Below are 26514 nucleotides of genomic sequence, written 5' to 3' on the forward strand. Positions count from 1 at the left end.
TTGAAAGTGGCGGGCTTTAATATATAGATTTTGTATCTACCATTGATTTTTTATGTAGATAATTGTTAACTAAGCCGTTAAAAGTAGAGTGGTTTTGTATTGCTCTTACCTGAAAATCCATCCTGCTTACTGTAGCCATTCTTGCTTCGTAATAGTCGTTTTCGAGAAGTATTTCAATTTCGTTTAAAGGCATCTGTGTAAACTGTTTTGCCAATGCAAATATATTTGCCATACGAGCACCTGAAAACTTATGTTCAAGACCTTCATGTCTGAAAAAACGTTGAACGTTTTCAAGTTCAGCTGTTGTTTGAAAAGCTGAAAGTTGGGTAAGAAACTGTTCTGCAGTTAAGGTAGAAGCTTTTTCAGTCATTTATTTTTACCATACACTTTACCATTTCTTTATTGTTCGAATACCATTCCACACAATATCCCTGTGGATCAATGTTGGTTTGTGATAGCAGTTTCTCGAAAGCCCTGCCGATTGCAGCTATATCAGCTCTGAAATCATCAACCTCTATGCAATAATATACTCCCTTTTTTACAATCAATTCTTGTAAGTCGAGTTTATTCAAATCGCCCACTTCTATTTCCGTTGCTCCCGCTCTGTAAACTATTTTGCTGTTTTCTTCTGGTCGGGAAATATTTATATACCTTCTGTTTACTGAGAATGGAATTAACGAGTGTAATTTTTGTATTGCATCAGAAATTCCGTTCGGATATGATGTGGCTGTTACATAAAATATTCTGAGGTCTTTTTCTATCTCTACTTTTTTCATAGCATTTTATTTAAACGTTCACTAATGTTTCAATATCAAACTTTGTCATCTGCATAAATGCCTGAACAACTTTTGGAGCTTTTTCTGGATCAGACATCAGCTTTTCTAAAATTGCAGGAACGATTTGCCACGACACGCCAAACTTGTCGTCCAACCAACCGCATTGATTGTAAACTCCGCCTTCGCCTAGTTTTCCCCAATAATGGTCAATTTCGGATTGGGTTTTGCAGGTAATAACGTAAGAATTTGCAGGTGAAAACTTATAGTTTGGACCTCCGTTTAAACCCATAAACTTGTTTCCATTTAATTCAAAGTTCACCACCATCGGATTTTCTGACGTAATTTTTGAATTAGGAAAAATGTTGCAATAATGGTCTGCCGCTTCTTTGGCTGTGCCGTTAAACCATAAGCAAGGATAAATTTTGTTTGACATTTTATTTATATTTAAGGTACAGCACAAAATTATTTCATTAAGTAGAACCAAAATAGAATAAAGCCGACAAAATGTATCAGGTGCGAGTACCGTAGTTTAGATATTCTGTTGGAGTAAGGTTTGTAAATTCTCTGAACGTTCTGATAAAATGGCTTTGGTCTGCGTAGCCATTTTGAAATGTTATTTCGGTTAAGTTTTTGGTGCGTTTTCTGTTGAGTTGCTGAAATGCGTTGTTAAACTGGCAGATCCTGCGATACTGATTAGGAGATGTGCCAATATCTCGTTCAAACATTCGCTGAAAAGTTCGTTCAGTTATACAAAGTTCGTTTTGCATTTCTCTAAGAATTTTATAATGCGGATTTTGAACGATTTTATTTGTAGCATACTTTACCAAAGGAGTAGCTACTTTAATTTTGGTTGATAGGTTAAACAGGTAATCGTTTAACAATGCAAGCATTTGTGTTGTTGAAGTGGCGTTTAATAATTGTTCTTGAATATTAGCCGTTTTACAATGCGAAAGTAAATTCAAGTCAATAGGATTGTTTGTGAGTTCCTGTGCCGAAATACCAAACAGCGAAACAAGAGCGTGGGGTTTTAGAAAGTAAGCTACCAAAGTAAAGTTGTCGTTAATGATGAGCCTATCCGGAAAAATGGTTTGTCCAAACAGCGTTAAATAGTTTGAGCTGTTTTTAATCCGTCCTTTTGCCGTTTGAAAAAGCAATGTAGGTGTTCCGTTGGCAAATAATGGCAACACAAAGGGGACTGCCACCCAATGGTTTTCAATCACAAGGATTTCCTGAACATATTCAGAAACTTTGTCTGCTGGTTTTAAGTAATATGCATTCATTTCTGCTAAACCAGTTTTACAGTGGCGTTATTTGGCATGGTGTTTTTGTCGATTTGGGAAATACTATCTAAGGTAACTTGGGCAATTTCTTGCAACGCTTCTTTAGTAAAAAACGCTTGATGGGCGGTGAGTAATACATTTGGGAAACTCATTAAGCGTTGGATTTGATCGTCGCCGATGATTTCTAAAGAAAGATCTTTAAAGAATAACGTTTCTTCCTGTTCGTAAACATCAATACAAAGCGCTGCAATTTTTTTGGTTTTTAAAGCCTCGATAATATCTGCGGTGTTAATCAAAGCGCCTCGGCTGGTATTCAAAAGTGTGACGCCGGGTTGCATCTGGTTGATTGTTTTGTTGTTGATGAGGTAATGATTTTCGGCCGTTAACGGACAGTGTAGCGATATAATGTTGGATTGTTGAAGGAGTTTTTCTAGCGGAACATAATCCACGCCTTTTGCTTCAATGGAAGGGTCGGGATAAATATCATAAGCAAGAACTTTACAACCAAAACCCAACATGATATTGATAAACGCTTTACCAATTTTACCGGTGCCAATTACGCCTACTGTTTTACCAAAAAGGTTATAGCCTAAAAGTCCGTCGAGCGAAAAATTTTGCTCACGCACTCGATTATAAGCCTTATGTGTTTTTCTGTTGATGGTTAAAAGCATGGCGACAGCGTGTTCTGCAACGGCTTCTGGAGAGTAACTTGGAACGCGACAAACGGCAATGTTGAATTCTTTTGCTGCCTGGAGATCAACATTGTTAAAGCCTGCACAACGCAAGGCAATTATTTTCACACCTTTTGCTGCCAGTACTTCAATTACTGCCCGCGTTAATTTATCGTTCACAAATACGCAAACTGCTTCCGCATCTTTAATTAAATCTACAATATGTGGACCCAAATGTGTTTCGTGATAGTTGATGTCAAAGCTGTACGCCTTGTTTGCTTCATCGAAAAATAATTTGTCGTATTTTTTAGCAGAGAAGAATTCTATTTTCATGTATTGGCTTTATTGATGCGCATTGCGATATTACGCTTTTTTAAGCTGATAATTTTAAATATTCAAATTCTTCTTAACTGTGTTTTTTTGAAAAAATTGGTCGGCTTTGTAACTTTAGGTAATCTTTGGAAGTTTTGGTTTTTAATGATCTACATTTCTATTTTTCATTGTGCTACTTAGAAAACCTTTTGCAATCTGTGAAACTATGGAATGATTAGCATTCCAAGCATTATAAACTTCTTCTGTCCAGCTTTTAATTAATTCAACACATTCATCATCTGTTGTTGCTTTGACCAAGTCTTTTGCGGTGATATTTCCCCTTTCCAATGGCTTGGGTGGCAGAAGAAATTCATTCGGTCTGTTTAGTTTATATTCATTCAAATAGTTACTTAATAGCGGTGATATTTTATAGTCCCATTTTACTTTTTCTTCAAGTATTAAATTTAATCGTGTAAGGTGAAAATGATTGCTCCAGCGTCCGTGAATTTCTGGATGTTGTAAGGCGTGTGAATCAACACTCAAAAATCTCGGAACGAGATGGTCGGGATTGTTGAAGTCTAAAAGTTCGATACCATTATTATAGTTTTCCATACAATCAAATATCCCTCTATCATAGTCAGCACCACAAAATTGGCATTTGCCTTTGTTGAGCAATGGTACTTCGTTTTTTTCTGCTTGGTCAATAAAATCTTGCATTATTTGTGTGGTTATTAATACTTGGGTAATGCTGTGCCATGTTATAAAACCGATGTTCTATAAACAACTGTTCTGTTTCAAATTTTATATCAAACACTTTATAAAAGTTCTTCAGTTTAAAATGGATGTTACTAATTGCTTGAATTCTTGATAGTCTGTATATAAATGAACATCAATATCTACTGCCTTTGCTACGGAAATATTCTCTTAAAGTAAGCTTACACCGCTAGTGCTTTGTTAAAGTTGAATAAAAATATTCACAAAAGGTTGTCAGAATTAATTTTGACAACCTTTTATTTAGAAGTTTATGCTACAGAATATATTTTAACGTCGGGGTTGGCGCTTAAAAGTGGGGATAATTGTTTTACAACATCATTTTTAAACAATTCACTTTTTAAGTATGCATTCGCATTTTCAACGGTATCAAAGCCGTGTAAAACTTGCACATCTTCGTCTCTTACCAATAGTTCTTTGGAAAAAGCTCCTTGAATGTTATTCAAAAACGGTTGCTTGTATTTTGTATAAACTGCACCGGCTGATGCCCTGTTTTCAGCATTGATTGTTAATGTAATTTCTAAATATGTCTTTGTCATTTTTAATGTTTTATTTACCGGTGAATACTGTATAAATTCTTACTTCGGGTGAAGCTTTTAAAAATGGTTTTAGAGCGGAAACAATGTCGTTGTTGAAGAAGTCCGTTTTTAAATAGGCTTCTGCATCAACTTGTGTTTTAAAGCCATGAAGCACCTGCACATCATCAGTTCTAATTAATAATTCTTTTGAAACTGCACCATTTATCTGTTTCAAAAAGGGTTGCTTGTACTTTAAATAAACGCCAGCAGCACTTGCTCTGTCGGCATCGTTTATTTTTAGTGTGATCTCTAAATAAGCACCTGCAACTTGTTTATTGGTTTTTTGTGCAAATGTTGCCGATGTAAAAGCAGTAGCAATTACCGTTAAGCAAACCATGAGATTTCTTTTGAATTTTGTCATTCGTTATTTTTTAGTTGTTATGTCATTATCGACAGTGCAAAGGTGCATTGCTAACACATCAACTAAAATGGACAAAGAGGAAATTGAATGGTAAATTTAGGAAACTGCTTTTCTGAACTCGCTTGGTGATTTTTTTGTTTGCCTTTTAAAGAATTTAACAAAGTATGACGGGTCTTCATACCCTAATTGAAAACCAATTTCATTAATATTTAAACTCGAATGTGAAAGCAATCGTTTCGCTTCAAGGGTTATTCTATCATTAATGAGTTGTAATGGCGTTTTTAGCGCAATTTCTGTTGTATGATTGGTGAGTGTTTTTGAGGAAATGTTTAGGATATTAGCATACTCTTTAACCGTATGGATATTTTTAAAGTTGAGTTCAAGTGATTGCTTAAATTTTAAAAGTGTAATATTCTGTTGATTGCTGATTGAAGAGTTTTTACAATTATTTCTTTCCCCAAGTCGTTGTATTGAAATTAAAAATAATTTCAGAAAATGTTTCAGAAAATCTTTATGCGCAAAATTATTTGGACTTACAATTTCGTTTTTAAGATTGGATACTAAAAATGAAAAGTTTTCTATCGCAACCAAAGGGATTGTAAATACAGGTTCATTTTCAAAATCATTGAAGATATTTTATTTTAAAAATATGTCAACATTGTTTTCGTTGTCCATTAAAAAGCTTTCGTTAAAATGAATGATTACGCCTTCATAATTTGGGTAATTGTCAAAATAATGGATCTGATTTTTTGAGATGAAAAACATTTTGTTAGCAGATGCTTCAAATTCATTAAAATCAACAAAATGTTTGCCTTCGCCTTTAGTGAACCATATAATTTGGTAGAAGCTATGCATATGTGGCTTCTCTGTATGTCCTATGTTTTTAGTGAGGTAATTGTTCAAAGAATAGAGTTCAAATTGCAGTTTCTCTGGTTGGTCTTTGTGCAAATGATACTGTTCTATTTTTGTTTTGCTTTTTGTAAAGTTAGCCATTCAATTTCGTGTGTTCATTGGGGTTTACTGGTGTTGGCAATAACGGTTTTCTAAGTTTAAGCTGTGCTCAAATTATTGCACAACTTTTTGCTTTGGCACAAACATGATTAATTTGCAGAAAAGTAAGTGCACAGGTCTATTTGATTATAAGGCGTTTTTTTATAAAGATATTGGATTTACTTTTATTTGTGCGCCAACAGCCTTTAACACTTTCATAATAGTTGAAAATTGTGGTTTGGCTCCATTAGAAAATGCTTTGTATAGACTTTGTCTGCTCATTCCGGTTTGTTGCTCTATTTTGGTCATGCCAATTGCCTTAGCAATATACCCAATTGCAGTCACAATTTCAGTATCACTCCCTTCTTCCATAACAGCATTTAAATATTCGGCGATCATCTCGTTGCTGTCTAACTATGACCGCTAACGATTGGCGACCGCTAACGATTGGCGGGTTTGTGTTGTAATGGGTTAGAAAGCAAAAACTTGTCTGCCCATATAAATTTAGTTAATCGCGGTGAAATAACGTAAAGCAGTTCAGCGATTATAATACAAATTTGTGGTTACCACTATTACTTTTTTTCTAGAGTTCTATTGAAATGTTGACTTTTCCGCCCAGACCTTTTTCAACAATGTCAAACAGAGTTTTTAGGGTCAGATTGCTTCCATTATTTTCAATTCTAGAAATATATTCACGTTTTCTGTCGACTAGTTCAGCCAGTTCGGATTGGGTCAAATGTTTGTCTTCCCTTGCTTTTCGCAAAAGCAAACCAATTTTGAAGCTTTCAAAATCTCTTTCTAATTCGTCTCTTCGGTCGGTTCCCTTTATTCCGTAAACGTCGTTCTTGATTTCTTTCCAGCTTTTAGTTTCCATTTCTTCTTCCTTTTTGGTCGTGATATTCAGTCATTAATTTAAGAGCTTTTTCAATTTCATTCTTCGGAGTCTTCTGCGTTTTCTTCTGAAAGCCGTTCAGCAAAATAACAAGCTTGTCGTTGTCGAAAAAACAGAACACACGCCAAATATTAGAACCTAATTGAATTCTTGCTTCATAAAGGCCATTAGTTCCTACCAAAAATTTAAGATAGTTTGAAGGAACTCTTTCCAGAGTTTCAATAGCTTCGATTATCTTGAAAATTTTGTCTTGAACCTTTTGAGGTTGAGATTTCAAGAAATTTTCAAAATAATCTTTATAAGCTATAACTTCCCTGAAGTTCATTAATCAAAGGTAACTTATAAGTTACTATAAAACAAAATAAATTTTCAAGTTCCGTCGAGCGATTTTGTCGGTGAGTATTAGTGGTAACTTATATATATGTGCCCCCCCCTATATACGTCCATATTTAGATGGCTTGTGGGGGATATTTATGTAAAACATTTTTTCGTAAAAATATATAAATTATCACTTATTTATTCGATTTTAATAAATATTTAAAATTTATTCTAACAGCCTTGTAGACCAACAATGTTCTCCGAAGTGCTAATTTTAATTAACCAGCTTCCTTAACTTAATCCTCCTGCTTTTTTACTAGTAAAAACCAATCATTTTCCAAGGCTAAATAACCATAATCGTAACAGAAAATATAAACAGCACCTTTGGCTGTTTGGTACTGATTTGTAAAATACAGAAAGTTAAATCCGGCCTTCTCGAGCTTATTTTTCGATACCTTGGTTTTTCCTTCGGGGTTTAATTTTACCAGAATTTTTCGGTTCTTAAACAGAATAGCGTTGATCCGTTTCACTTCCTTGCTATCGTCTGCCTTTAATCTGTTATTGTAATTACTTCGACATTGGTCATCGCAAAACTTTTTGTCTGCCCTGCCTTTTATAGTTGCGCTACAATCCAAACATAATTTATCCATAAGTTTATGGTTAATAATGGTTTATGGAGTAAATATAAAAACATTATCCGTGTTTACACGATTATATACGGATATAATTGTTTAACATCCGACTGTTTTTTGAGACTGTTTGCACCTTTGTTCTGTCGGTTAGCCACGATGGTTAGTCGTTCGTTAAAAAGTATTTACAATTTAAATTTTAAAATCATGAGTAATTTAAGAAACAGTGTAAGATTAATCGGTTTTTTAGGCGGAGCGCCGGAGGTAAAAGAGATCTCTAAAACCAAAAAATTAGCTAAAATGAGTATTGCCACGAATGAAAGTTACAAAAATGAAAAAGGCGAGAAAGTTGAAGAAACGCATTGGCATAATTTAGTGCTTTGGGATAAACAGGCAGATATTGCAGCCAAATACTTGGTTAAAGGTAGCGAGATTGCAATTGAAGGGAAATTAGCTACAAAAAGTTACTCCGATAAAGATGGTGTTAAAAGATATTACACAGAAATTGTAGTTAACGAAGTGCTTATGCTTGGTAAAAATAAATCTTAAGCTTTTATTTTAGCTTTAAGGAGAAGAACAGAAGCCTACTAAATTTTAAATTGTAGGCTTTTGTTTAACATATCATTTCTAGTGAACAACTAGCATAGATTTATTTTAGAACATATGTTTTAGATTCTGTTAAAGATGATAGATTATATTTGATACTCGACCTTTGTATTGGGGATTTTTTACAGTAGAGATTTTGGCTGAAATCCTTTTTGCTTTTCTTCAGAAAGGTTGCTCCAGAAAACCTACTGAGACTTACTGCCGATTATAATACTGTTTTTTAGACCCAGATTTAAAATACTATAGCCTCAAATCCAGAATTGCGTTATGCTTTAGTATGCTGAATCTACTTGTTTACACTTGAAGAAAGGTTTCTGAAATTACGAGCCTTGTCATAGATAGTTTCATCAGCTTCTAAGGTTTTGGAAACGATAGAATGAATTACATCATCCAGCTCTTGGGTAGCTTTGCGCAAATACTCTATGATGATGCCATTATTATCATCTGCTAAATTTTCACTGTTGAATAAACTAATCAGTCCTAGAATACTGGTAACTGGTCGGCGTAATTCATGAGAGCTGATTTGTGCAATTTCTTTGAGTTTATTGTTTTGGATGGTAATCTCGATTTCTCTTTCTTTTAACCCGCTGATATCTTGTATAGCACCGATAATCGACATTGGCGTATTTTGGCTATCATAAAGGATATAACCTCGATTATACACATGCTTGAAAATGCCGTTTGCGCACTTAAGTCTATATTCAGCTACCCAGCCCGATTTTTTGTCTTTTAAGCACTTTTTTAATAAACTAATGGTTTCGTTTCGGTCATCTTTGTGGATATGATTGATCCACCAGTTTTTTGTTTGCTGTGCTTCTGCAGGTGTAAAGCCAAAAATATTAAAAAGGTTCTCACTCCAATAAACGCGTTTGGTTTTTAAGTCCCAATCGTAAATAGCATCGTTTGTTGCCATGGTAACCATTTCATATCGATTGTTCATCAATAGAATAGTATCATCTTGCTTTAAATTTTCAAATATAATTTTAATGATATTACATAAACGGGCAATGCTCTTTAGTTCGTTTTGAGTAGGTAGTAAATTTTCTTTGGTATAAATCGCAAAAGTTGCCATTACTTCCGAGCTTTTGTTGCTTAATATCGGGAAAGACCAACAAGATTTATAACCAAAAGGTTGTATGTGTTGAAAAAAAGCGGTCCATTTTTGATCGGTTTCTATATCAAAACTAATAACACTTTTTTTATAATAAGCTGCTGCTCCGCAAGAGCCCTGATCTGGTCCAATTGTCTCCCCATCTATTGCCCAGCAAAATTTCAGGGGTAATCTCGGACTTACCACGTGAACTATTTTTTCATTTTCTATTTTTAAAATAGAAGCATGTAAATGTGGGTAAAGCCCTTCAAAGCCTTCTAATAAACTTAAAAGTACTTCTGCAATAGGTTTGTTCTTGGCAATGTTTAATTCAAATGTCTTCAGTTCGAGCTCATTTATTTTCTGATCAATAATTCTATCCGAAATATCATTGACCAAAATATTTAAGTCGTTTTCATAAGGTAAAACATCAATATCAAACCAACAGTTAAGTATGGGCGAAAACTCTACAAACCTTAAATGAGTATTTGTATTTAATGCGCTGGTAAAATGATCAAAAAACTTCCGGTTGGTCTCTTCCGGAAAACTCCCAAAAAAAATATTGCTTTCATCTTTAAACTGAGGATGCGTAAATGTTTTGATCGCGGCTTTGTTTTGGAAGATAATGTTGAAATCGCTGTCTAACAAAAAAAAGCAATCAGAAGCATTGTCCACCACTGTTTTAAATCTTTTGTCCGTATTGATAAGTGGACTATTTACAAGCGTTTTCGAAAAAACCCCTCTAATGATTGTTAAATTTTCAAATTTCGAAAATCGCCATGAAACCGAGTGCAAACGACCATCCGTATCTTTTATATTATTGTTAAACTGGCTTTCGTGTTGAAATGCTAATACTGCGTTATACAGTAACTCATTTAACTTTTTATTTTGATCAGAAAAAATGGTTTGAATTGATATTCCAACAAGTTCTGTTGCAACCTTGCCTGTGTTTTCTGCAAACCTCTTATTTATTTTTACAACTGTTCCTTTATCATTGCAGATACAAATCAAGTCTGCGCTCTCAGCAATTAAGTGATCAATTAACGAAGATTGTTGATGTTCTACCATTGAACGGTTTGCTAAATTTATTTTTTGAATTCAAAGTCGGAACGTTTAAAAGTTCCTGGTGATGCATGGTCGCCGGTTGCAAAATCAAAGTTTACAAATGTAACACCCGGAATCTGCGTAAAGGAATAAGTGCATTCGGCCATATAAATCTCTGCACCCATTGATCCAGAACCTTGCGTAAGGTAGCTTGCATCTTTTATTTTTATAAAAACGGTATCACCTTTCTGCGTAGGTTCTGTGATGGTTATTTCAGGATATTTCCGGTTTAAAGATTCGGTAACGTTAGCTAGGTTCAAATCTTCATCATTAACACCAACGGTTTGTTGCATGCTTATTTTTTGCGATGTAGAATCTAAAACTGCAGCCCAGGGTACGTCAAAAAGCTTTTCAGGTTGGGTTTTGGCTGTGCTGGTTGTTTCCTGCGTATGGTCTACGTTCTCTGTGTTTTTAGTGTCGCTAGTGCAGGCAAATATTAAACACATTCCAGCAAGGTATAATATTGTTTTTTTCATGTTTTTAAGGTGTTGTTACTGCAACCGGTAAAATTTTACCATTAAAAAAACGATGACCGGTTAAAGCAAAGTCTGCAATATATTTGCCCATTTCGAAAGCCATTACTGGCGATTCGTAGCCGGGAAACGCTTTTTCTAACATTTCTGTTTGTGCAGAACCCAAGGCTAGGCAGTTTACTTTTATCTTATCTTCAAGCAATTCTTGTGCTAAAGATTCTGTTAAATTATGCAGGGCGGCTTTGCTGGCAGAGTATGCAACCAACCCAGGGAATTTCGAACTTCCTTGAAAACCGCCCATTGAACCAATGTTTAATATATGAGATTGTGGTGCCAACAATGGTTTCAAAGCTTTAATCATTCTAAAATGGCTCAATACATTGCTCTGGAACATTTCTGCCATGTCAAATTCTGTGAGTTCCATAAAGGATTTGTTGATGAGGGTGCCGGCATTGTTTATTAAAATGTTAAAAGTACCCCATTGCTGTTTGACAAAATTTACAAGTGCTATTTCTTCGTCATTCAAGATGTCAAATACCACCGGAAAAATAACTGCTTCGGGATTTAAATCTGTAACAAGCTTTTTTAGATTCTGCAATTTCTCTTTCGATCTCGCTATTGCAATAACTTCATGTCCTTTGGTTGCAAGTTCTATTGCTGCTTCAAAACCAATACCGCTACTTGCCCCGGTAATAATAATTTTTTGAGGTAAAAGTTGGTCGTCAAATGAAGTGCTCTGCATAAAATGATGTGTTTTTAAATGTTGTTTTGATGTGTTACCAATTGCTTTTTACGGATTGTGATCAATGTTGATGTAAAAAACAGCCGATGTGCTAAGATAAATGATTATTTTCTTTACTCATGATATTTAGGTATGTTTCTTATTTATGGTTTCAAACGCAAGATTCGCTTTTTTTGAACTAGCTGAATGCTTAACAAATAATCGGAAATTTATTTCCAATTATAAAACAGTAGACCTACTAAATTATAAATGCAAAATTAAAGAAATTGATGCGCAATTTTGCTTAAACGCTGTAATCTTTTTATTGCATGGGCAATCAAAACTGGCTGTACAATATTTTTAAATAAAGCATTTTCTTGGAGTAATCCCCTCGTTTTTAAAATTAATTATTTTGTACCTTTGAATCTTAATGGGGTTTCTCTTTCCTGAGTTTCTTTTTTGCCTAGTTTTAGTTGCCATTCCGGTAATTATTCACCTCTTCAATTTCAAACGTTTTAAAAAAGTTTATTTTACAAATATTAACTTTTTAACAGCTGTCCAGCTACAAACTGCCACTGCTAAAAACCTAAAGGAGTGTTTGGTTTTGTTGTGCCGTATTTTGGCAATCGTTTTTTTTGTGCTTGCCTTTGCTCAACCTTTTATTAAAAATAATCAGCAACAACAAGGTTTTCAAAAAAACGTAGTCAGTATTTATTTAGACAATTCTTTTTCGATGGCTGCAGTGAACAAAAACGGCACTTTGCTGGATGAAGGAAAGCGAAAGGTTAAAGATTTGGTAAATGCTTATGGGTTAAATGATCGGTTTCAACTGTTAACCAATAATTTTGGCGCTGCGTCTCAGCGTTTGTTAGCTAAAGACGAACTTTTGGACGAACTGGATAACGTAACTGTTGAGCCCCTTTCAAGCAGTTATCAGCAAATTATCAATAAACAAGCAGACTTTTTAAATGCGCAGCAACAAGTTAACCGAACTGCTTATTTGATTTCCGATTTTCAAAAACAACCTAATTTTAAGCAAGTTTTACAGAAAGATACCGCAATTAGTTTTACGCTAGTTCCACTTTTATCTAATAATCTGCCCAATATTTCTGTCGATTCGGTTTACTTTTTAAATCCTTTTCATCAAGCGCAACAATCAGAAAGTCTGGTTTATAAACTCAGTAACCATTTTGATAAGGATGTAGAAAATATATCGCTCAGCTTAAAAATTAATGGAGTACAAAAAGCAATTGGCAATAGTAGTATTAAAGCAAATTCGTATGTTTTGGATACCTTACTGTTTTCTGGTTTAACCGGGAATTGGCAAAAAGCAACCTTAAGTATAAAAGATTATCCCATTACTTTTGACGACGAGCTAAATTTTGTTTTCAAAATTCAAGACCATTCAAATATTACCGCAATTTACGATGGCAAGCCAGTAAAGAGTATAGGCGTAGCTTACAGAACAGATCCGTTTTTTAAACTTTCTGAAATTGACCAAGCACAGCTAAATTACAGCAGTTTGGCTAGCCAACAACTGGTTGTTCTAGAGAATTTAACACAAGTGCCAGCTGGTTTGGCCCAACAACTAAAAATATACGTTAAAAACGGAGGCAATTTAAGTGTTTTTATCCCGCTTAAAGCGGATTTACTGAGCTATAAAGCTTTTCTGCAAGGGTTAGAAACTGATATCCCTTTAAGTTTAGAAACTACAGAAAATAAAGTGGCCAAACTAAATTTAGCACATCCACTTTTTAAAGATTTATTTGATCAATATCCAAAAAATATAGATTTACCCATTGCAAAGCAGTTTTTTAAAGCATCAAACTTTACCAAAACAACCAGACAGTTGCTGTTTAGCGGAACAGCGTCTAACAATTTATTAAGCGCCTACCAATTGGGTAAAGGGAAAATTTATATTTCGTTTTTACCTTTAGAAAACGAAGCAAGCAATTTCTCTCAGCATGCGCTTTTTTTACCCATTTTATTCAAAAGTGCGTTGGTAGGATTTAATTCGCCAGCTTTATTTTATACTTTGGGCGATGTTAAAAACGTATCGATGCCCAGTATTCCGCTAGCAGAGAATCAGAATATAAAAATTGTAGGAAATGGGGTAGATGTTATTCCATCTTATCAAAATAATGGTTTAAATAGCAGTATTTACTTTGCCGATCAGCTTAAGAAACCAGGTTTTTACGATGTTTTTTACAGAGATTCCATCGTTAATATTTTTGCACTTAACCAAAGTAGGGCAGAGTCGGATTTAAGTTTTTATAGTCAAACAGAGCTCGAAAGCAAGTTTCAGATACCTGCTAAAAGTATTATCAGCTCAAAAGAAAAAATCACTGATCAGCAAATAAAAGAAGTCAATTTAGGCACATCCTTATGGAAACTTTGTCTAATTTTGACCCTAATATTTTTGGCGGCAGAAATTCTGCTCATCAGGTTTTACAAAAAGCCAGTGCTCAATCAAAAAGAAAAGATATAAAACAGCAAAATAGTCATGCTCAAAAACATCATTATTAAATCCTGCACAATAGTAAATCCACAATCAAAACACCATTTAAAAGTTGTAGATGTCATCGTCAACAACGGAATTATCGAAAAGATAGGCGCTAATTTAAAGACTGATGCTGAAGTGGTAGACGGAAAAGGGAAGTTTTTGGCAACTGGTTTTTTTGATATGAATGTAAGCTTTGGCGAACCAGGTTTAGAGACCAAAGAAGACTTTGAGACGGGAAGCAAAGCAGCAATGGCTGGCGGATTTACAGGCGTAGCGCTGATGCCACATAACCAACCAACCACAGATTCTAAATCGCAGGTTGAGTTTTTGATCAATAAAGCCAAAGGAAATTTAGTTGATATTTTTCCTTACGGATGCATATCGCAGAAGCGTGAAGGGAAAGATTTGGCAGAAATGTACGACATGCAGAAATCTGGAGCTGTTGCATTTACCGATGGCAATAAAGCAGTGCAAGATGCCGGATTAATGGAGCGGGCTTTATTGTATGCCAAAGGTTTTGATGCGCTGATTTTATCGTACCCAGAAGATGCTTCTATAGCGGGCAATGCAAAAATGAACGAGGGTGCAATGAGCACTTATTTAGGGATGAAAGGCATACCTAATTTAGCCGAGGAACTCATGATTATCCGTGATTTATATTTGGCGGCCTACACCGAATCAAGGGTTCACTTTTCTACGGTATCTACGGCCCACGCGGTTGAGTTGATTAAAGATGCTAAAAAGAAAGGAGCCAAAGTAAGTTGCGATGTTGCAGCGCATCATTTGGTTTTAACCGATGAAGCTATCGCTGATTTCGACAGTAATTATAAAGTGAAACCGCCTTTACGAACAAGTAAAGACGTAAAAGCGCTTATAAAAGGGCTCAAAGATGGGACTATTGACGCAGTAGTTTCTCAACATCAGCCACAGGAAATAGAATTTAAGGAAGTAGAATTTGAGATTGCAAAATACGGTATCATCGGTTTACAAACTGCATTGCCATTGCTTTATCAAGCGGGTTTAACTGAAGAAGAAATTGTACAGAAACTAGCTACAAGTCCACGCGAAGTATTAGGATTAAAAGCACCAAGTATAACCGAGGGCGAGCAAGCAAACTTAGTTTTATTTGATAAAAGTGAATGGGTTTATACCAAAGAGAACAACCTTTCCAAATCTGCAAATAGCCCTTTCTTAACCCAGAAATTAAAAGGGAAAGTTTGGTTAACTTGCAATAATCAACAAATGTATATAGCTAATTGAAAAATATAAATATTATGGATATTAAAGTAAAAAATGCCTTAGAGAATCTTTTTAATACGTTTTCTGCTTTAGAGAATGTAGCCGGTCAAAAAGATCTTGCAAAGTTAATCGCTATTTTTTCTAGCGAACAGGATTTCATGAGTAAGGTAGCTGCAATGGATGCTGTTTTTGATGATGCACCACAATTAGAGCCTTTAACGGAGGTTACATTTGATTTGTTAATGATTAATTTCTTTGCAGAAGATACCAAAAAACTAAATGTTGACTATTTGGACTCTCCGGAATGGGAACAGATTGAGGAGGAAACTTTAGATCGTGGTACCGAACTTTTAAACTTGTTGCTTTACCTAAACGAGTGCGAGGACGAAGATATTGAGCCATCTTTAGACGACTTTTTAAAGGAGTTTTTATTGGTTGAAGAAGATGAATTTCAAGACGAGCACCGTATTTACGAAGACATTATTGCCAACCAAATTTTAATGGAAAGCAATTTGGAAGAGATTGCCCGTGTTTCTAAAACTTTAGATCCAGCGTCGGAAATACGCGATATATTTTACCCATTAATGGCTTATTTTTACGATACAGAGCCAGATGCCGAAGGAATTAAAGAATTTAAAGATTTAAGCGAAGACCCTGCCTTTGATGCTGCAATTTTATCTTTAATTTTAAATTTCAAAGCTTAAAATCATGAATAAGGAATTAAATAAATTCGCACTAAGCAACGGAATTATTATAGCCATAATTACTATCGCTATACAGTTGGTTACCTATTATGCAGTACCAAATCTTTTGGGTGCAACTTGGTACGGTCTCATGATTACTTTAGTTTCTTTAGGGATTTATATATTTTTTGCAATTGATTTAAGAAAGAAAATTGGCGGTTATTGGTCTTTTAAGGAAGCACTAAGCGGAGTTTTCATCATGTCGTTGGTCGCAAATTTAGCTTCAAGTGTTTTTAATTTTGTGTTTTATCGGTTTATTGAGCCGAACGCATATGATAAAGTAAAAGGCTATGTTGCCGACGGAATGACTGGGACTTTTGAGAAAATGGGGATGAGCGGTGATGCTTTAGATGATGCAATTGAGAAAGCAACCGAAAGTTTAAAATCACAATATATGCCTTCAATTGGCGATTTCTTTAGAAATTTAGTAATTGCAATTTTAGTTGGTTTTGTGCTTTCGCTGATTTTTGCTGCGGTACTCAAAAAAAATCCACCCATGTTTTCTCCGGTAGAAGAAGAAAACTAGTAGTTGTGAGGCTGAGCGGAGTCGAAGCCTAATGCTAAACTTGCGGTGTTGAAATGTTTCCAGTTTGGATTTTATTTTCAAGTTCAATGCAATTTATTATTTGACAGAGTTATTGTTGCAAATAAAAAAAACGCTTCTTTTGTATAACGAGCGTTTTTTTATTTGGATTTCAAGGCTTTAAGCTTTTAGCCTTTTGCTTTAAGCTAAAACAAACGAGCTTTTAAAAGCTTTTAGCTAAATAAAAACAAATGAATATTTCGGTTGTAGTACCCGCATATAACGAGGTTGAATCTTTGCCAGAACTAACAGACTGGATTAGGGAAGTGATGCATAAAAATCAGTTTTCTTACGAGATTATATTGATAGATGACGGTAGCAACGACGGTACTTGGGAGAAAATTGAAGAACTGCATCAAAGTCATGCTGCCGTTAAGGGCTTTAAGTTTAGGAGAAATTACGGAAAATCTGCAGCGCTAAATGTTGGGTTCGATGCTGCAAATGGGGATGTAATTATTACCATGGACGCGGATCTGCAGGATTCTCCTGATGAAATTCCAGAGCTTTACCGTAGGATCAAGGAAGAAAAACTGGACTTAATTTCTGGCTGGAAAAAGAAACGTTACGACCCTTTGACCAAAACCATTCCTACTAAATTTTTTAATGCGGCAACTCGCAGAATGTCGGGTATAAATAATTTACATGATTTTAATTGTGGCTTAAAAGCGTACCGAAAAGAAGTAGTCAAAAATATTGAGGTGTATGGCGAAATGCATCGTTATATACCGGTTTTGGCCAAATGGGCAGGTTTTCAGAAAATCGAAGAACAGGTTGTGGAGCATAGGGCTCGCAAGTACGGAACTACCAAATTCGGCTTCAGCAGGTTTATCAATGGCTTTTTAGATTTACTATCTATCTTTTTTGTGGGTAAATTTGGTAAACGCCCGATGCATTTTTTTGGCTCAATGGGTGTTTTAAGTTTTTTGATCGGAACCATTATGGCTTTATGGATCATCGGCGAAAAGCTGTACAATATTGCAAAGCATGTTAAAGTAGCAAGAGAAGTTACCGACCAGCCTTTGTTTTACATTGCTTTGGTTGCGGTAATTGTAGGTTCTCAGCTGTTTTTAACTGGTTTTGTGGCAGAGTTGGTTTCTAGAAACTCGCCAACGCGAAACAATTATCAGATAGAAAAGGAAGTGGTTTAGTAGAGGGAGTTCATCGGTAGAAGGAGTTCATCAGTTCATTAGCTGTCATTAGTAGGATTAGTTCATTGGTCATTAGTAAAGGGAGTTCAGTCATTGGTTCATTAGTTAGTCATTAGTAAAAGGAGTACAATTAGTCATTAGCGGTAGCAGGTAACTCCCTCTCCTTCGGAGAGGGTTGGGGTGAGGCTAAACATTTAAAACGAAAAACATGGATAATGACGTAGAGAAATTACTGATAGCCAACAGTGATCAAATCAGAAAGCTTCAAGAAATTGTTAAAAAAGTAATTGAAGATGAAAAGCTAATTACCAATAATTTATTGAACCCACCTCGGGAGGTGATTACAAAAGGCCAAAGCATTTCAGATCACGTTGCGAAATTTGGAGGAAGCTGGGCATTCATTATTTCCTTTTTTGTTATTTTGGTAGTGTGGATTTTGTTTAACACCATCACGCCCATTAGAGATAACTTTGATCCTTATCCTTTCATTTTAATGAATTTAATTCTTTCTTGTATCGCGGCTTTGCAAGCGCCTATTATTATGATGAGCCAGAACCGCCAAGAAGAAAAAGACAGAAAACGAAGCGAAAACGACTACATGGTTAACCTAAAAGCAGAGTTGGAAATTAATGCACTTAACCAGAAAATCGATTTTTTGTTAGAAGAGCAAATTAAAACCTTATTTGAAAGCCAGGCAAAACAGTTGGAGATTTTAAAGAAGCTGGAACAGAAAATTGATAATTGAATCAACCATTTATCCGAAATTGTTGTATTTATTCTCATTTGACTGATTTTTGCGCTACAGTTTGTTTTTGCAGTTATAGAATAAGTTATTATTTAAAATGAAGAATAGTATCGATCTCCCTTTTCTTGAGAATATAAAGCAACTGCTTCGAGATGTACAAATGAAGCTTGTAAAACAAGTGAACCAAGTGATGGTGCAAACTTATTTTGAACTTGGAAAGCAGATTGTTGAACAAGAGCAAAGTGGTGAAAATGGAGCGGAATATGGGGCTTTTCTTCTCCAAGAGTTATCAAACATACTCAAAACAGAATTTGGAAAAGGCTATTCTAAACGCAACCTAGAGTTGATACGGAAATTTTATATTGCTTATAAGAATGCGAAATCACTGATTTCGCAAAGTTTAAGCTGGACACATTATATCCACCTAATGAGGATAGCAGACTTAGAGGAGCGAAACTTTTATCAAACCGAAGCAGAAAATAATTTATGGAGCGTACGAGAGTTGGAGCGACAAATAAACTCCGCATTGTTTCACAGACTTTTAATATCTAAAGATAAAGAGCGCCTTAAAATATTAGCCAAAAAAGGTCAAATTATAGAAAAGCCGATTGATGCTATAAAAGACCCTTACGTACTAGAATTTTTAAATCTACCGCAAAAGCATAATTACTCCGAAACTGATTTAGAGCAGGCGCTTATTGATAAAATTGAAAACTTCTTATTAGAGCTTGGCAAAGGATTTACTTTTGTGGGTAGGCAAGTAAAATTTACTTTTGATGAAGAGCATTTTAGAGTAGATTTAGTATTTTACAATCGCTTGCTGAGGTGTTTTGTATTATTGGATCTGAAAATTGGAAAGTTGAAACATCAGGATTTAGGACAAATGCAAATGTATGTGAATTACTATGATCGCTTTGTGAAATCTGAAGACGAATTGCCAACTATCGGGATTATTCTGTGTAAGGACAAGAAAGATACACTAGTAGAAATTACATTGCCAAAAGACAATAAGCAAATTTTTGCCAGTAAATATCTTCTTTATTTGCCTAAAGAAGAGGATTTGAAACAATTGATAGAACAGGGCCACCAAAAAACCGAATCAGATAATGAATAGTATGGTGGGTTGTTTTTTCATTTTAGATAGGTGTATTCACAAACTGATAAAATATAAATTATGGTCTGCCAGAAACAGGCCGTGGATAAACCTTAAAACAAGAAAATAATCGATCACAAACAACCCGAAAATGTTTTTCTCCATCATCATCCCACTTTATAATCGCCCACAGGAAATCAAAGAGCTACTAGAAACCCTGGTGCAACAAACCTATATGGCTTTTGAGGTTTTGGTGATCGAGGATGGCTCAACCTTGGTAGCTGAAAAAATTGTTGCATCGTTCAAGGAACAACTTGATATAAAATATTTTGTAAAGCCAAACGAGGGGCAAGGCTTTGCCCGCAACTATGGTTTCGAAAGAGCAAAAGGCGATTATTTTATCATTTTTGATTCCGATTGTTTAATTCCTACGGATTACTTAGAGAACGTAAAAAATCACCTTTACAACAATCCTTTAGATGCTTTTGGTGGACCAGACGATGCACACCCAAGTTTTACGCCATTACAAAAAGCCATCAGCTATTCCATGACATCGGTTTTTACAACAGGTGGCATCCGTGGGAAATCAAAAAATGCCGGCGGACAGTTTCATCCGCGTAGCTTTAACATGGGGCTTTCTCGTAAAGTTTGGGAAAAAGTTGGTGGCTTTATCATCACCCGATTAGGCGAGGATATTGAATATTCCATCAGAATTCACCAAGCTGGTTTCAAAATCGGTTTAATTCCAAATGCTAAAGTTTATCATAAAAGACGTACAAGCTTTAAAGCTTTTTGGAAACAGTTGCATTTTTTTGGCCGAGCAAGAATTAACATTACCAAATTTTTTCCTGCCACCCTAAAACTGGTTCATTTCTTCCCTGCAATATTTACGTTAGGCTTGCTTTTTAGCTTTTTAGCCAACGTTTTCTGCTGGTCAATTGCACCGGCTTGTAATTTTTTTATCATTATTTATTTTCTTTCGGTATTTTTCGACTCCTGGAGTAAAAATAAGTCGTTAAATGTTGCATTTTTGAGCATCTTTACCTCTCTAATTCAGCTTACTGCTTATGGCATGGGTTTTATGCAGGATTATGTGAGGAAGATTATTTTTAGTAGATGATAGAATTTTTAAGACAGACCACTTTTTCGGTAAATGAAGTAATTGCCAAGGCTTGGCATATTACAAAACACCACTATTTTTCGTTGGCCTTGTTGTGTTTTTTAATGTTTGCCACACTGAGTTTTTCTAGCTTATTGGCTATTTTTTTAAAGGATATTAATCAGTTTTTAAACGTAGCGCTTTTCCTAGTTTTTATATCTACTTATCTGCTTTGTGCATTATCACTGTTTAAGTTTATTTTTCACTTATTAGATCACGAGGCCGAAGAGTTAAGCTTAGCAGAAACATTGCCTACCAAAAAGCAAATGATCAATTTTTTGATTGCTAGTTTTTACTTTACCCTTTGTGTATTGGGGGTTTATATGGTGGTTGCTTTGTTGGTTTTCCCGTTTATATATACGGGTATTAACTTTCAGTTATTAACCAATTTGGCTATTTCTGTAGGGTTGGGAGCTATTTTTATTACTTGGTTACGTATTTCGTTTTTCCCGTTTTTTATTATAGATAAAAATGAGCAACCATTTAAATCATTGAAATTAAGTTTGGCTATTACAAAAGGTAATTTCTTTAAAATTTTGTTGTTGCTTTTTATACTTGGCTTTTTTCAAGTGATGTACCTGGTTTTAAACTATTTTCAGCTTACCGTTATCGCAACGTTTGTAAATATCTTAAGCTCTTTTATAATTATCCCGCTTTCTAGCGTGGCTTTAACAGTGGCATACCGCAAAATGACTGATGAGTATAAAGGCGACCAAGAACCAGAAATTTTAGCAAATATTATATAAAATTAGGCTAAACAGGTTATGGGGTTAAAAGGATTGATAAGTAAACCGTTTGCAGCTTTCGCCGTAAGGCAAATGAATAAATGGAAGTATAACGCCGTTGATGCGCAAAACAGAGTCCTCCAAAACTTAATTAAAACTGCTCAAAACACGGTTTTTGGTAAAGATCATCAGTTTAACGAAATCAAAACCTTTCAAGATTTTAAAAAACGCGTTGCTGTTAACGATTATGAGGATATTAAACCTTATATCGAGAAAGTTGTAAAAGGCGAAGAAAATATACTGTGGCCCGGTAAGCCTATCTATTTTGCCAAAACATCTGGTACAACATCAGGCGTAAAGTACATCCCAATTTCTAAAGAGTCGATGCCAGAGCATATTAAAGCGGCTCGTAATGCACTGTTATCTTACATTCACGAAACTGGCAAAACCGATTTTGTTAACGGTAAAATGATTTTTTTACAAGGAAGCCCAGAAATGGACAAAAAGGCCGGGATTTCTTTTGGTCGTTTATCCGGAATTGTAGCCAACCATGTTCCTGCATATCTTCAAAAAAACAGGTTGCCAAGTTATGAAACCAATTGCATTGAAGATTGGGAACAAAAAGTGGATGCGATAGTTGAAGAAACCCTTAATGCCGATATGCGATTGATATCGGGCATTCCGCCATGGTGTCAAATGTATTTCGATAGACTGATAGCCAAAACGGGGAAACAAAAAATCAAAGACATTTTTCCAAACTTTAAGCTGTTTGTATACGGAGGTGTAAATTACGAACCTTACCGAGCAAGGTTAGAAGAAAGTTTAGGGTTTAAAATCGATAGTATCGAAACTTATCCAGCTTCAGAAGGATTTATCGCATTTCAGGACAGTCAGAAAGATAAATCTTTATTGCTTTTGGCAGATGCTGGTATTTTTTATGAGTTTATCCCTACAGAAACGTTTTTTGATGAAAAGCCAGTCCGTTTATCGCTGGGTGAAGTTGAGCTGAATAAAAATTACGCCATCGTAATGAGTACTAGTGCTGGCCTTTGGGCGTATTCTTTGGGCGATACCGTGAAGTTTGTTTCCAAAAATCCATATAAAATTTTGGTGACTGGCAGAATAAAGCACTATATTTCCGCTTTTGGCGAACATGTGATAGGCGAGGAGGTGGAGCAGGCTTTGTTGCTTATAGCAAAGGATGAAAATATAGAGATTACAGAATTTACCGTTGCGCCACAGGTAAATCCCGGTAAAGGAGAAATGCCTTACCATGAATGGTTTGTAGAATTTGTTAATCCTCCAAAAAATTTAAAAGAATTTGCAATAAAAGTTGATCAAGCTTTACAGCAAAAAAATATATATTACAAGGATTTAATAAGCGGAAAGGTATTGCAACCGTTAGTTTTACGGTCGTTAAAAACCAGTTCGTTTATTAATTTAATGCGGGCTGAAGGAAAATTGGGCGGACAAAATAAAGTCCCTCGTTTAGCAAACGACCGTTCATTAGCCGATAAATTAGTTCAGTACATTATAGACGGTAGTAAGTAATAAGTATCAAGTAATAAGTATCAAGTAATAAGTATCAAGTAATAAGTATCAAGTAATAAGTATCAAGTAATAAGTATCAAGTAATAAGTATCAAGTAATAAGTGTCAAGTAATAAGTATCAAGTAATAAGTGTCAAGTAATAAGTGTCAAGTAATAAGTGTCAAGTAATAAGTAATAAGTATCAAGTAATAAAGTTTAGCCTAAAACCTAACCAACTAACAACCTAATCAGCGAACAACCTAACCAACTCCATTTGCATCAATCAGTAAAAAATATAGCCATTTTAGGTTCAACAGGTAGCATTGGCACACAAGCATTAGACGTTATTGAAGCTAATCCTACTTTATTTTGCGTCCAGGTTTTAACGGCGCAAACCAATGTTGATTTGCTGATTGCTCAATCGCTTAAATTTAACCCTAGAGCAGTTGTTATTTGCGATGAAAGTAAGTATCAACAATTAAAAGACGCCTTAAAGCATACAGAAATTGAAGTTAAAGCTGGAGAAGAAGCACTTTGCGAAGTAGTGGTTTTGCCTGGGGTGACGATGGTTTTAACTGCCTTAGTTGGCTTTGCGGGTTTAAAACCAACCATGGCGGCCATAAAAGCCGGTAAACATATCGCCTTAGCCAATAAAGAAACTTTAGTAGTTGCCGGTGAATTGATCAATGCATTGGCAAAACAATATCAAGTTGATATTTTACCGGTAGATTCGGAACATTCTGCAATTTTTCAATGCTTAGTAGGCGAGAAAAGCCCAATTGAAAAAATTTATTTAACAGCATCGGGCGGACCATTCAGAGGGGAAAGTATCGAATTTCTATCCACCGCAACCAAAGACCAAGCTTTAAAACACCCTAACTGGGTTATGGGTGCAAAAATCACGATTGATTCTGCAACCTTGATGAACAAAGGTTTGGAAGTTATCGAGGCAAAATGGTTGTTTGATTTAACGACAGAACAGATTGATGTTATTGTTCACCCACAATCTATCGTTCATTCCATCGTTCAGTTTCAAGATGGGTCAATGAAAGCGCAAATGGGTGTGCCTGATATGAAACTGCCTATACAATATGCCATGGCGTATCCAAATCGGGTGAAAAATGATTTTAAGCGTTTTAATTTTTTAGACCACCCAACTTTAACTTTTGAACCCGCCAACACCAAAATATTTAGAAATTTAGCTTTGGCTTTTGAAGCTTTGCAAAAGGCTGGTAACATGCCTTGTATTATCAATGCGGCAAATGAGGTAGTAGTTGCCGAATTTTTAAAAGATGAAATCGGCTTTTTGCAGATGAGCGAAGTGATTGAAACCTGCATGGCAAAGGTCGCTTACATTAAAGAACCTACTTTGGCAGATTATTTTGAAACCGATAAGCAAACTCGCATTTTTGCGAAACATTTGGTAAAAAGTATATAGTATCAAGAATTTAGTAACAAGTAGCTAATAAAAGAATCAAACAATAAAAAATAAGAAATGGATGTAGTAGTGATGATTGCCCAACTAATTTTGGGTTTATCTATTTTAATTGTGTTGCATGAATTGGGACACTTTTTAACCGCAAGGTATTTTGGAATTAAAGTAGAGAAATTTTACCTATTTTTTGATGCTTGGGGATTTAAGTTGTTCAGTATAAATTACAAAGGTTGCGAGTACGGAATAGGCTGGTTGCCTTTGGGTGGGTATGTTAAAATTGCCGGGATGATTGACGAGTCGATGGATACCGAAGCCATGGCTCAACCTGTGCAGGATTATGAGTTTAGATCTAAGCCAGCTTGGCAACGTTTAATTGTGATGTTGGGTGGCGTAACTGTAAATATTTTTTTAGGTATTTTCATTTTTTGGATGTTGACTTTCAAATATGGCGAAACCTATATCCCAAATAGCGAACTTAAATACGGAATTGCACCCGGAATTGTGGGTCAACAAATTGGTTTACAGGCAGGTGATAAAGTAACTGAGATTAACGGGAAAGAGTTAGTGCGGTTTGGTGATTTAAGAAGTTCTGATGTGCTTTTGGGTAATTCTACGTTAACTGTACTAAGAAACGGCGAAAAGAAAGAGATTGCTATTCCTGCAAATATCTTAAATACAGTTTCTGACTATGGTATTGATGAGTTTGTGTCACCACGTATTATTTCCAAAGTGGGCGAAGTAGTTTCTAATGGGAATGCCGAAAAAGCTGGTTTAAAAACCAATGATCAAATTTTAGAGGTGAACGGTCAGGAAGCAGTTTATAGCGATCAGTTACGTACGCTATTGGCTGATCAAAAAAACAAGGAAGTTGAACTCATTGTTTTGCGGGCTACCGAAAAAGTAACTTTACCAGTTAAAGTAACCAGTGAGGGAACCATTGGTTTTGCATTTAATTTGGAAGGTATAAAAACCGAAACTCAGAATTTCACACTTTTACAAGCGTTACCAGCAGGTGCGTCAAAAGCTTGGGGTTCTTTAACGGATAACGCAAAAGGTTTAGGAAAAGTGGTAAAAGGTGAGGTAAAAGCAACAAAGGCTTTCTCTGGTCCAGTAGAAATTGCCCGTAAACTTTACGGAGGCACTTGGGACTGGATTAAGTTCTGGAGCATTACCGGTTTGCTTTCTATGGCGCTTGCGCTGATGAACTTATTACCTATTCCAGCTTTAGATGGTGGTCATGCAGTGTTTTTATTGATAGAAATGATCAAAGGAAAGCCTCTAAGCGATAAATTTATGGAAAGAGCCCAAATGGTAGGCTTTGTGATTTTAGCTACGCTGATGGTCTTTGTATTGGGAAATGATATTTTTAAAGTGTTCACGAAATAAGTTCAAAGTAAAAAGTTTCAAGTAAAAAGTAGACTTGCAATGTAAAGAACAAATTTTGCTACTTGGAAAGCTTTAAACTTTCTACTTTAAACTTTCAACTCACAAAAAATGGATTACTTCAAATTTTACGATATACCAGTTTCTTTTTCGCCAGACCAAACTTTGGTGAAAAAGAGATTTTATGCTTTAAGTAAAGAATACCATCCAGATTTTTTTGTGAATGAATCTGAGGAAAAACAACAGGAAATTTTAGAACTTTCTACACTCAACAACAAAGCATTTCAAACACTTTCAAATCCGGATAAGTTATTGCCTTATGTACTAACGCTAAAAAATGTTTTGATAGAAGGCGAAAAATATCAGCTTCCACAAGATTTTTTAATGGAGATGATGGAGGTGAACGAGGGTATTATGGAACTCGAATTTGATGCAGATGAAGTGAAATTGGCAGAAGTTAAAAAAAATGTTGACGATTTTGAAGGTGAGCTGAACGCCGAATTGAAAAGCTTAACCACTGATTTTGAAGTGGATGAAAAAGCTGATGCAGCAACTCCGCTTTTGAAAATTAAAGATATTTGGTACAGAAAGAAATATTTGTTGCGAATACGAGAATCAATCGATAAATTTGCGACCCGCTTGTAAAACAAACGTCT

General features: G+C 35.3%; 30 protein-coding genes and 1 pseudogene. 14 read left to right on the forward strand and 17 right to left on the reverse strand.

Going from position 1 to position 26514, the window contains the following annotated elements:
- Nucleotides 1–16: 16 nt before the first annotated feature.
- The 14 genes and pseudogenes from B176_RS19050 to B176_RS0105505 all read right to left on the reverse strand — a co-directional run bounded on the left by B176_RS19050 (nt 17) and on the right by B176_RS0105505 (nt 7599).
- A complete protein-coding gene (locus tag B176_RS19050; protein WP_017257773.1) occupies nt 17–370 on the reverse strand; it encodes a DNA alkylation repair protein in 354 nt (117 codons plus the stop codon).
- Nucleotides 363–776, reverse strand: coding sequence for a hypothetical protein (locus tag B176_RS0105445; RefSeq protein ID WP_017257774.1), 414 nt, complete (start codon nt 774–776; stop codon nt 363–365). The genes B176_RS19050 and B176_RS0105445 overlap by 8 nt, the downstream gene beginning before the upstream one ends.
- Before the next feature lie 10 nt (nt 777–786).
- Nucleotides 787–1209 carry a VOC family protein gene (locus tag B176_RS0105450; protein ID WP_017257775.1) on the reverse strand — a complete coding sequence of 141 codons (423 nt, stop codon included), beginning with the start codon at nt 1207–1209 and terminating at the stop codon, nt 787–789.
- A gap of 76 nt (nt 1210–1285) precedes the next feature.
- The gene (locus B176_RS0105455) at nt 1286–2056 is read right to left on the reverse strand and encodes a helix-turn-helix domain-containing protein (protein WP_017257776.1); all 771 of its coding nucleotides are present in this window, start codon (nt 2054–2056) and stop codon (nt 1286–1288) included.
- Between the two features lie 5 nt (nt 2057–2061).
- Nucleotides 2062–3060, reverse strand: a complete 999-nt coding sequence (locus B176_RS0105460; protein ID WP_017257777.1) for a 2-hydroxyacid dehydrogenase — start codon at nt 3058–3060, stop codon at nt 2062–2064.
- A gap of 141 nt (nt 3061–3201) precedes the next feature.
- On the reverse strand, nt 3202–3756 hold the full coding sequence (locus B176_RS0105465) for a DUF5946 family protein (protein ID WP_017257778.1): 555 nt from the start codon (nt 3754–3756) through the stop codon (nt 3202–3204).
- A 305-nt stretch (nt 3757–4061) separates the two neighbouring features.
- Complete coding sequence (locus B176_RS0105470; protein WP_017257779.1) at nt 4062–4349, reverse strand: hypothetical protein; 288 nt, start codon at nt 4347–4349, stop codon at nt 4062–4064.
- Between the two features lie 10 nt (nt 4350–4359).
- Complete coding sequence (locus tag B176_RS0105475) at nt 4360–4749, reverse strand: hypothetical protein (RefSeq protein WP_237739800.1); 390 nt, start codon at nt 4747–4749, stop codon at nt 4360–4362.
- 96 nt (nt 4750–4845) lie between these two features.
- Complete coding sequence (locus tag B176_RS21575; RefSeq protein ID WP_017257781.1) at nt 4846–5340, reverse strand: helix-turn-helix domain-containing protein; 495 nt, start codon at nt 5338–5340, stop codon at nt 4846–4848.
- 45 nt (nt 5341–5385) lie between these two features.
- Nucleotides 5386–5742, reverse strand: a complete 357-nt coding sequence (locus B176_RS20150; RefSeq protein WP_017257782.1) for a cupin domain-containing protein — start codon at nt 5740–5742, stop codon at nt 5386–5388.
- Nucleotides 5743–5901: 159 nt separating this feature from the next.
- A pseudogene (locus B176_RS19060) lies at nt 5902–6141 on the reverse strand (addiction module antidote protein); the annotation flags it as partial.
- A gap of 181 nt (nt 6142–6322) precedes the next feature.
- Entirely contained in the window at nt 6323–6613 is a 291-nt protein-coding gene (locus B176_RS0105495) for a helix-turn-helix domain-containing protein (protein WP_017257785.1), read from the reverse strand.
- On the reverse strand, nt 6603–6956 hold the full coding sequence (locus B176_RS0105500; RefSeq protein WP_017257786.1) for a type II toxin-antitoxin system RelE/ParE family toxin: 354 nt from the start codon (nt 6954–6956) through the stop codon (nt 6603–6605). Before B176_RS0105500 ends, B176_RS0105495 begins: the two co-directional genes overlap by 11 nt.
- Before the next feature lie 289 nt (nt 6957–7245).
- Nucleotides 7246–7599, reverse strand: coding sequence for a hypothetical protein (locus tag B176_RS0105505; RefSeq protein WP_017257787.1), 354 nt, complete (start codon nt 7597–7599; stop codon nt 7246–7248).
- A gap of 186 nt (nt 7600–7785) precedes the next feature.
- Between B176_RS0105505 and B176_RS0105510 the strand changes: the two genes are divergently transcribed.
- Entirely contained in the window at nt 7786–8127 is a 342-nt protein-coding gene (locus tag B176_RS0105510; RefSeq protein WP_026063171.1) for a single-stranded DNA-binding protein, read from the forward strand.
- Nucleotides 8128–8470: 343 nt separating this feature from the next.
- On the opposite strand, the gene B176_RS0105515 is transcribed toward B176_RS0105510, so the two are convergent.
- The 3 genes from B176_RS0105515 to B176_RS0105525 are packed head-to-tail and all read right to left on the reverse strand — an operon-like array spanning nt 8471 to nt 11593.
- Complete coding sequence (locus B176_RS0105515) at nt 8471–10342, reverse strand: PAS domain S-box protein (RefSeq protein ID WP_017257789.1); 1872 nt, start codon at nt 10340–10342, stop codon at nt 8471–8473.
- Between the two features lie 17 nt (nt 10343–10359).
- The gene (locus B176_RS0105520; protein ID WP_017257790.1) at nt 10360–10854 is read right to left on the reverse strand and encodes a hypothetical protein; all 495 of its coding nucleotides are present in this window, start codon (nt 10852–10854) and stop codon (nt 10360–10362) included.
- A gap of 4 nt (nt 10855–10858) precedes the next feature.
- A complete protein-coding gene (locus B176_RS0105525) occupies nt 10859–11593 on the reverse strand; it encodes an SDR family NAD(P)-dependent oxidoreductase (protein ID WP_017257791.1) in 735 nt (244 codons plus the stop codon).
- A 409-nt stretch (nt 11594–12002) separates the two neighbouring features.
- Here B176_RS0105525 and B176_RS0105535 point away from each other — a divergent pair, with 409 nt between their 5' ends.
- The 13 genes from B176_RS0105535 to hscB all read left to right on the forward strand — a co-directional run bounded on the left by B176_RS0105535 (nt 12003) and on the right by hscB (nt 26503).
- Complete coding sequence (locus tag B176_RS0105535) at nt 12003–14060, forward strand: BatA domain-containing protein (protein WP_017257793.1); 2058 nt, start codon at nt 12003–12005, stop codon at nt 14058–14060.
- Between the two features lie 15 nt (nt 14061–14075).
- The gene (locus B176_RS0105540; protein ID WP_017257794.1) at nt 14076–15335 is read left to right on the forward strand and encodes a dihydroorotase; all 1260 of its coding nucleotides are present in this window, start codon (nt 14076–14078) and stop codon (nt 15333–15335) included.
- A gap of 14 nt (nt 15336–15349) precedes the next feature.
- Nucleotides 15350–16018, forward strand: a complete 669-nt coding sequence (locus tag B176_RS0105545) for a hypothetical protein (RefSeq protein ID WP_026063173.1) — start codon at nt 15350–15352, stop codon at nt 16016–16018.
- A gap of 4 nt (nt 16019–16022) precedes the next feature.
- Nucleotides 16023–16583 carry a DUF4199 domain-containing protein gene (locus B176_RS0105550; protein ID WP_017257796.1) on the forward strand — a complete coding sequence of 187 codons (561 nt, stop codon included), beginning with the start codon at nt 16023–16025 and terminating at the stop codon, nt 16581–16583.
- Between the two features lie 248 nt (nt 16584–16831).
- A complete protein-coding gene (locus B176_RS0105555; protein WP_017257797.1) occupies nt 16832–17788 on the forward strand; it encodes a glycosyltransferase family 2 protein in 957 nt (318 codons plus the stop codon).
- Nucleotides 17789–17996: 208 nt separating this feature from the next.
- Nucleotides 17997–18533, forward strand: coding sequence for a DUF1003 domain-containing protein (locus B176_RS0105560; protein WP_017257798.1), 537 nt, complete (start codon nt 17997–17999; stop codon nt 18531–18533).
- A 97-nt stretch (nt 18534–18630) separates the two neighbouring features.
- Complete coding sequence (locus B176_RS0105565) at nt 18631–19647, forward strand: PDDEXK nuclease domain-containing protein (protein ID WP_017257799.1); 1017 nt, start codon at nt 18631–18633, stop codon at nt 19645–19647.
- Nucleotides 19648–19777: 130 nt separating this feature from the next.
- A complete protein-coding gene (locus tag B176_RS0105570; RefSeq protein WP_017257800.1) occupies nt 19778–20746 on the forward strand; it encodes a glycosyltransferase in 969 nt (322 codons plus the stop codon).
- Entirely contained in the window at nt 20743–21531 is a 789-nt protein-coding gene (locus tag B176_RS0105575) for a hypothetical protein (protein WP_017257801.1), read from the forward strand. The genes B176_RS0105570 and B176_RS0105575 overlap by 4 nt, the downstream gene beginning before the upstream one ends.
- Nucleotides 21532–21549: 18 nt before the next feature.
- Entirely contained in the window at nt 21550–23061 is a 1512-nt protein-coding gene (locus tag B176_RS0105580; RefSeq protein ID WP_017257802.1) for a GH3 auxin-responsive promoter family protein, read from the forward strand.
- A gap of 253 nt (nt 23062–23314) precedes the next feature.
- Entirely contained in the window at nt 23315–24478 is a 1164-nt protein-coding gene (locus tag B176_RS0105585; RefSeq protein WP_017257803.1) for a 1-deoxy-D-xylulose-5-phosphate reductoisomerase, read from the forward strand.
- Between the two features lie 57 nt (nt 24479–24535).
- Nucleotides 24536–25861 (forward strand): RIP metalloprotease RseP, encoded by a 1326-nt coding sequence (gene rseP, locus B176_RS0105590; RefSeq protein ID WP_017257804.1) that lies wholly within the window; start codon nt 24536–24538, stop codon nt 25859–25861.
- A 108-nt stretch (nt 25862–25969) separates the two neighbouring features.
- Complete coding sequence (gene hscB, locus B176_RS0105595) at nt 25970–26503, forward strand: Fe-S protein assembly co-chaperone HscB (RefSeq protein ID WP_017257805.1); 534 nt, start codon at nt 25970–25972, stop codon at nt 26501–26503.
- The last annotated feature ends 11 nt before the right edge of the window (nt 26504–26514 follow it).

It is taken from the genome of Pedobacter arcticus A12 (genome assembly GCF_000302595.1).
Classification (GTDB): domain Bacteria; phylum Bacteroidota; class Bacteroidia; order Sphingobacteriales; family Sphingobacteriaceae; genus Pseudopedobacter; species Pseudopedobacter arcticus.